Below are 5,832 nucleotides of genomic sequence, written 5' to 3'. Positions count from 1 at the left end.
CCGCCGTGGCGGCGCCACCACCCGCGACCAGCTCGATGACCCGCAGCCGGTAGAACTCGTCGGCGTCGGGCGGGGGCTCCTCGTGGCGGTACGCGACGTACCCGTCCAGCTCGCCGTCGTCATCGAGTGCCGCGTACACGTAGGTGTGGTCGTGGCGGGTGAGGTGGTCGAGGATGGTGCGCCAGCGGTCTCCGGTGCGGTCGGTGAACCCGTCGGTCGTCGCCGCCACGCGGTCGTAGACGGCTCGGACCCGGTCCAGATCGGCGTCCACGTCCACGCCCACGACCTGCACCGGGGGGCGCGGCAGATCGGCGAGCGTGCGAAGGGGCAGGCGTCGGCGCACCCGCGCCCCGGCCAGCTCCCACCCCAGGCGTCGGTAGGGGACGTTGGTGGCCGGGTACAGCGTGCTGATCACCTGGCCACGGTCACGCATCAGCGACAGGGCCAGGCGCATCAGCCGCGACGCCACCCCGGTGTTGCGGTGCTCGGGCGCGACCGCGACGCTCGCGAGGCCACCCATGGGGACCGACCGCCCGCCGAACCACTGCCCCAACGGCAGGACCGCCAGCGACGCGATCAGCCGGTCGTCGACGAAGGCACCCAGGTGCTGGTCGGGACGGAAACGGGTGAGGTACCGATCACGGTCGCCCGCAGGAACGTTGAACGCCTGGGCGCGCAAGGCGAACGCCGCCTCGGCGTCGTCGACGCTCAGGGGACGCTGGTCGCTGATCACCGCACCAGGCTAACCACCGCTCTGAGCCGCGCGTCGTCGGCCGGCGTGGGAGGATGCGCCGCGACGACACGATGCCGAGGATGCCATGGCCAGCGACGACCCGCTCTCGTACGCCGCCGCCGGGGTGGATCTGGCGGCCGCCGACGCCGCCGTCGAGCGGCTGGGACCGTTGTTGGACAACGCCCGCCGCCCGGAGGTACTGGGCGGGATCGGTGGCTTCGCTGGGCTGTTCGCCTTGGATGCGCGACGGTGGCGCGAACCGGTCCTGGCCAGCTCCGCCGACGGGGTCGGGACCAAGGTCGAACTGGCGCGCCAGCTCGACGTCCTCGAAACGGTCGGACAGGACCTGGTCGCCATGGTGGCCGACGACCTGGTGGTGACCGGCGCCGAACCGCTGTTCCTCCTCGACTACCTGGCGGTCGGTCGCCTGGATCCCGACCGTGTCGAGCGGATCGTGGCCGGCGTCGCCGAGGGCTGCCGCGTCGCGGGGTGTGCTCTGGTCGGCGGCGAGACGGCCGAGCATCCGGGCAGCATGGACGACGACGCCTTCGACCTGTCGGGCTTCGGTGTCGGGATCGTCGAGCGCGCCGACCTGCTGGGCCCCCACCGCGTCGAGGTCGGCGACGCACTGATCGCCATGGCAGCCAGCGGGCTGCACGCCAACGGCTACAGCCTGGTCAGACGAGCGGTCGCGGACGTCGATCTGTCGGCCAGCCACGGCCTGCCGCGGGCGCTCGGCCAGGAGCTGCTCACCCCGACACGCATCTACGCGCGGGACTGTCTGGCGTTGGCCGCGGCGCTGCCCGTGCGGACGTTCTGCCACATCACCGGAGGGGGCCTGGCCGGCAACCTCGCCCGCATCCTGCCCGAGGGCCTCGGCGCCCGGATCGACACCTCGACGTGGGAGCGACCCGCCGTGTTCGGCGTCGTCCAGCGTCTGGGGCGCATCCCCGACCAGGAGATGTGGGCGACGTTCAACCAGGGCATCGGGATGGTGGCGGTGGTGGCCCCATCGGCGGCCAACGACGCGGTCAACTTGCTGGCGGGGCGCGGCGTGCCCGCCTGGGTCGTGGGCCAGGTCAGACCGGCCGGCGGGATCGCCATCACGTGACACGCGTGCAGCAGAACGGTCTGGCGTCACCGTCTCCGGCTGCGGAGGTAGAAGGTGCGCAGGCGACCGACCGAGGCGATGCGCCGTTCGGCGACGCGCTCGGCCGCCAACTCGGTGGTGACGTCCAGTTCGCGGGCGAGGTCGAAGATGTCACGCAGGGTCTGGCCGATCCGGTCGGCGCAGCGGAGGGTGCGCTCCTCCGAGTACCCGCCGGGCTGTAGCTCATCGGAGACCTGGATCAGTCCACCGGCGTTCACCACGTAGTCGGGGGCGTAGAGGATGCCGCGCTCCTGGAGGCGCCCGGCGTCCTCGACGGTCGCGAGCTGGTTGTTCGCCCCACCGCAGATCGCGGCCACCTGGAGTCGGTCGATGGTCTGCTCGCTCAACACCGCGCCGAGCGCGTTGGGGGAGAGGATGTCGGCGTCCACCTCCAGGATGTCGACCGGATCGACCACCTCCGCCCCGGTGCGCGCAACCACGCGGTCGACCGCGTCGGCGTCGATGTCGGCGACGGTCAGCTTCGCCCCGGCGTCGGCCAGGTACTGAGCCAGACGTCCGCCGACCTTCCCGAGCCCCTGGATGGCGACGTGGCGCCCATCGAGCTGATCCGAGCCCCACAGGTGCTCCGCAACCGCTCTGGCCGCGACGAAGACGCCGTAGGCGGTGGTGACGCCGCTGTCTCCGGACCCGCCGTGGGCGCGATCCATCCCCGTCGCCCACCGGGTCTCTTCGGCGACGACCGCCATGTCGTCCGGGTACGTGCCGACGTCGCAGGCGGTGATGTAGCGGCCGTTGAGCGACTCGATCGCGCGGCCGTAGGCCCGCAGCAGCGGCTCGGTCTTATCGGTCTCCGGGTCGCCGATGATGGCTGCTTTCCCCCCGCCGAGGGTCAGGCCCGCGCAGGCCGCCTTGTACGTCATCGCCTGGCTGAGCCGCAGCACGTCGACCAGCGCCGCCTCCTCGTCCGGGTACGGAAAGAACCGCGTTCCGCCCAGCGACGGTCCGAGCGCCGTGGAGTGGATCGCGATGATGCAGCGCAGGCCCGCGTCCTCGTTGGAGGTGTACACCACCTGCTCGTGGCCCTCGAGCAGCGAGAGCGGCCCGTCCACCTCCCGCCCTCCTAGGTCCTCGGTCCCGTCCGTGGCGCCAGCGGTGGCCACACCACTGTTCGCCACCACGGGGCCGATGCGGGCGTAGGCTGGGAGCGTACGCGCGCGCCGAGCCGCCCGTGCCCGGGCCGCGTGCCGCGCCATGGTGCCGTGTGCGTACCTGCGGCTGTTCGAGCCGCTCGACGCTTTCCCGCCCCCCGAGCGGGAACGCTGGAGACGCTACGTCGCCGCAGACGACGGTGTCCCGACCTCGTCGGCGCTACAGAAGGAAGCGACCGCCGCCTCGACCCGGCTGGTGACCCGGCGAGCACCGACCGAGCCGCCCACGGCGCTGGTCCGCAGGGTCGCGGATCAGGTCCACGTGTGCCCGCTGCAGCTGGCACAACGGCACGCGGCGGCGCTGCTGGCGTTCCGGGAGCAGGTCCCCGACCCGGCGGCCGACCAGTTCTTCTCACGGGAGGAGGTGCGGGCGGCGGTCGCGGCCGTGGACCGGCTGATGCGTCCACCGCACATCCGCGAGGCCGCCTGGGAGGTGCCGCTGCAGTGGTTCGCCGCGTTCGACGCCGCGGAGCGGCGCTTCCGTGCGCCGTCCGCGGGCCGGTCGCCACGCTTGACGTACCTCACCACGGTGGAGGCGGCCCTCGACCGGCTCGACCGGGCGATCGGTGTTGTGGAAGCCAGGGTCGACGACGGGGGCGGGATCGTGGCCGCCCTGGCCGAGCTCGTGGACTGGCTCGCGAACTTCCACGACGACAGCCTGTTGGAGCTGGATTACGGCGGTCTGGCAACGACGATCCCGGCCGGCGACCTGGCCACCGACCTGTCGTGCGAGGACCTGTGGGAGACCATCGACAACCTCGAACGGGGCCACGCCTACCTGGCCGTCACCGGGTACGAGGCTCTGCAGGGCCGTTGGCAGCTGTTGCGGATCCGGTGCCGAACCAACTGACACAGAGCAGCGCGAACACGACGAGTACGGTCGTGGTTGCGCGTCGTAACGCCCGAGGGCTCGTCGGCGCTCACCCCTCCCGAGGACTAGTCCGTTGCGGCCACAGGAAGATGGCACGAAGCAGGCATAGCGCCCGAGCGTCGCGCGACCGACTCCCTAGGCGACGCCAACGTCTAGAGAGAGGTCTGACAGTGCAACGCCGAGGTGACGACGAAGAGGAACTGCTGACGCCGGGACAGGTGGCCAAGCGGTTCGGGGTGAACCCCAAGACCATCACGCGGTGGGCGGACGCTGGGAAACTCACGGCGATCCGCACGCTCGGCGGCCACCGCCGCTACCGGGCGTCGGAGGTCGAGGCCCTGCTCGAGCAGAGCGTGGAGCCCCGCCGGGAAGACGAGGGCGACGGGGCCCGGTAAGCGGCGGGCTCACGCACGGGACACCGTCGCGCGCAGCAGCCGTTCCAGGTAGGCCGCGTCGCCGAGCCGGCGCCGAAGCTCACGTTCCAGGGCCGCGATCGGGTAGAGGTTCTGCGGGGCGCGCGGCTCCTTGTGCGGCTCGGACGCGAAGCGAGGCAACGTCACGCACGTGCGATCCGCCAGTGTGCGCGCTGCCGCCAACGGTAGGTCGGCAGCGGCCTCACAGCGCACGACCCCGGCCCAGGGGTGTCCGGTTGCTCCGGGCAGCCGCAGGTACCAGCAGTACCGGCTCCACGTGGTCTGGGTGACGAACAGAGGGGTGCGCTGCCCGGCGTGCAGGCAGGCGACCACCTGGTTCGCGCTCGGCGAGAGGTACCGCACGTGGTGGGTCTTGATGTACCCGATCGCCGCGTGCACGTCCTGACGCTCGCGCAGGGGCCCATCGATCACGATCAGGTCCGATCGTGGCGCCTGCCGGGCAACGGCGATCTCGAGGTCGCGCATGCGTTGCTGCAGGCCCGCGTCGAGCCGGGCCGGGTCGTCATCGGCGACGGCCAGCGGGGCGTAGGTGCCGGCCGATGTCTCCAGCGGCTCGGCGCCGGCCGTGGTTATGAGACCGCGGCGGACCTCGACGCGTTCGATCGTGGCGTCCGTGTCGCAACAGGCCACCCCCGCCGCGAACGACGCACACAGCCCCGCGCGGGCGGTGCCATCCTCGGCGGTCAACCACACCAGCGCATCGACGCGGCGGATGCCGTCGACGAAGCGGACCTGGGCGGCGGCCGACACCGACGGGTCGGGTTCCAGCGGTCGCCACTTGGCCGCGGGCAGTTCGACCTGTTCGTCCACGACGGCGTCGGACGCTGCGGCGGCGTCGACGTCGAACGGGCTGCCGTACCCGGGTGACCACGACTCGATCGTGATGCGCCTCATGCCGGCACCTTGTCGACGGTCGAGCTGCTGGCGACCTTCCGGACCTCGTAGCGCACGGGGACGCGTTCGGCTAGCTCGCGGACGTGGGTGACCAGCCCGACCATCCGCCCGCGCGCCCCGAGCTCCTCGATGGCGGCGGCGACCGTGTCGAGCGTGTCAGCGTCCAGCGTCCCGAAGCCTTCGTCGAGGAAGAGGGCGTCGAGACGGGCCGAACCGTGCGCCGCCAGATCCGCCAGGTGCTCGGCGAGCGAGAGAGCCAGCGCCAGCGACGCCAGGAACGTCTCGCCGCCTGACAGGGTGCGCGCCGGTCGGCGTTCGTCGGCGTTGCGATGGTCGACGACCTGGAAGGCGCCGCTGTCGTCGAGGGCGAGCGAGTACGCCCCGTCCGACAGGTCACGCAGGATCGTCGACGCTCCGGCCAGCAGCCGACGGAGTGCCCGCGCCAGCAGCCACCGTTCGAAGTTCCGCGCGTCGAGGTGCCGGCCGAGGGTCCGTGCGACCGTGGTCGCCTCGGCGGCAGCGCGGCGCCGCTGGCGGACCCGTACCGCTTCGGCCAGGTCGCGCTCGAGACGCTCGAGGGT

The 5,832-nt window shown here is 72.2% G+C and carries 7 protein-coding genes; 3 read left to right on the top strand and 4 right to left on the bottom strand.

Features of this window, described 5'->3' with window-relative positions:
* The coding region (locus tag M3N57_02960; protein ID MDP9021658.1) for a GNAT family N-acetyltransferase at window positions 1-733 on the bottom strand (733 nt) is incomplete at its 3' end.
* 85 nt (window positions 734-818) lie between these two features.
* Here M3N57_02960 and purM point away from each other — a divergent pair.
* Window positions 819-1,844 (top strand): phosphoribosylformylglycinamidine cyclo-ligase, encoded by a 1,026-nt coding sequence (purM, locus tag M3N57_02955; GenBank protein ID MDP9021657.1) that lies wholly within the window; start codon window positions 819-821, stop codon window positions 1,842-1,844.
* A gap of 26 nt (window positions 1,845-1,870) precedes the next feature.
* Here purM and M3N57_02950 read toward each other — a convergent pair whose 3' ends face one another.
* Complete coding sequence (locus M3N57_02950) at window positions 1,871-2,953, bottom strand: valine dehydrogenase (GenBank protein ID MDP9021656.1); 1,083 nt, start codon at window positions 2,951-2,953, stop codon at window positions 1,871-1,873.
* A 142-nt stretch (window positions 2,954-3,095) separates the two neighbouring features.
* Here M3N57_02950 and M3N57_02945 point away from each other — a divergent pair, with 142 nt between their 5' ends.
* On the top strand, window positions 3,096-3,902 hold the full coding sequence (locus M3N57_02945; protein ID MDP9021655.1) for a hypothetical protein: 807 nt from the start codon (window positions 3,096-3,098) through the stop codon (window positions 3,900-3,902).
* Window positions 3,903-4,093: 191 nt separating this feature from the next.
* The gene (locus tag M3N57_02940; protein ID MDP9021654.1) at window positions 4,094-4,318 is read left to right on the top strand and encodes a BldC family transcriptional regulator; all 225 of its coding nucleotides are present in this window, start codon (window positions 4,094-4,096) and stop codon (window positions 4,316-4,318) included.
* Between the two features lie 9 nt (window positions 4,319-4,327).
* On the opposite strand, the gene M3N57_02935 is transcribed toward M3N57_02940, so the two are convergent.
* Both M3N57_02935 and M3N57_02930 read right to left on the bottom strand, forming a co-directional pair.
* Window positions 4,328-5,251, bottom strand: a complete 924-nt coding sequence (locus tag M3N57_02935) for a hypothetical protein (GenBank protein MDP9021653.1) — start codon at window positions 5,249-5,251, stop codon at window positions 4,328-4,330.
* The coding region (locus tag M3N57_02930) for an SMC family ATPase (GenBank protein MDP9021652.1) at window positions 5,248-5,832 on the bottom strand (585 nt) is incomplete at its 5' end. The genes M3N57_02935 and M3N57_02930, both read right to left, overlap by 4 nt.

The sequence above is a fragment of the Actinomycetota bacterium genome (genome assembly GCA_030776725.1).
GTDB lineage: Bacteria > Actinomycetota > Nitriliruptoria > Nitriliruptorales > JAHWKO01 > JAHWKW01.
This window is presented reverse-complemented; position numbering and strand designations above follow the sequence as displayed.